This window comes from Halomicronema sp. CCY15110, from assembly GCF_016888165.1.
In the GTDB taxonomy this organism is placed as follows: domain Bacteria; phylum Cyanobacteriota; class Cyanobacteriia; order Phormidesmidales; family Phormidesmidaceae; genus Halomicronema.
Window position 1 is genome coordinate 1 of record NZ_JACSWC010000125.1, and the last position, 414, is coordinate 414.

A 414-nucleotide genomic window follows, 5' to 3' on the forward strand; every position below is an offset into this window, starting at 1 on the left:
GCATTCTGCAACCCTTCTGATAAGGCGACGAAACTCTCGCCGCCTTGAATCACCTGGGCGTAGCGCCAACCGCTGTAGGCCAAGCGGTAATGATAGAGCAGATGCTCAAACGGTTGGCCGTTGATGGTAATCTCTACCCCTTTCAGCTCAGTGAAGTCGGAGATGCCCATCACCCCTGGCTCGTGGCGCAGCTCAAACATCACCTCGGGCGCTTTGCCATACAACGCTTTCCAGGTCTTCACCCGCCGTTGCAAGGTGCGCAGTACTTGCGGATATTGACCGGGATAGTGCTCTTGCAAGTAATCGAACAAGGTCATGGGCTGCAGCCGTGGTTCCCGCCTCAACATCGGCTCCAACTCCTCTTCCCACACCCCAGCTAACGGGTCGCTCCGGGTGCTCCAGTCTCGCAGGCGG

1 pseudogene is annotated in these 414 nt (G+C 58.0%); it reads right to left on the bottom strand.

Annotated elements, in window-relative coordinates:
- Positions 1–414 (bottom strand): annotated as a pseudogene (locus tag JUK32_RS02000) (IS21 family transposase); the annotation flags it as partial.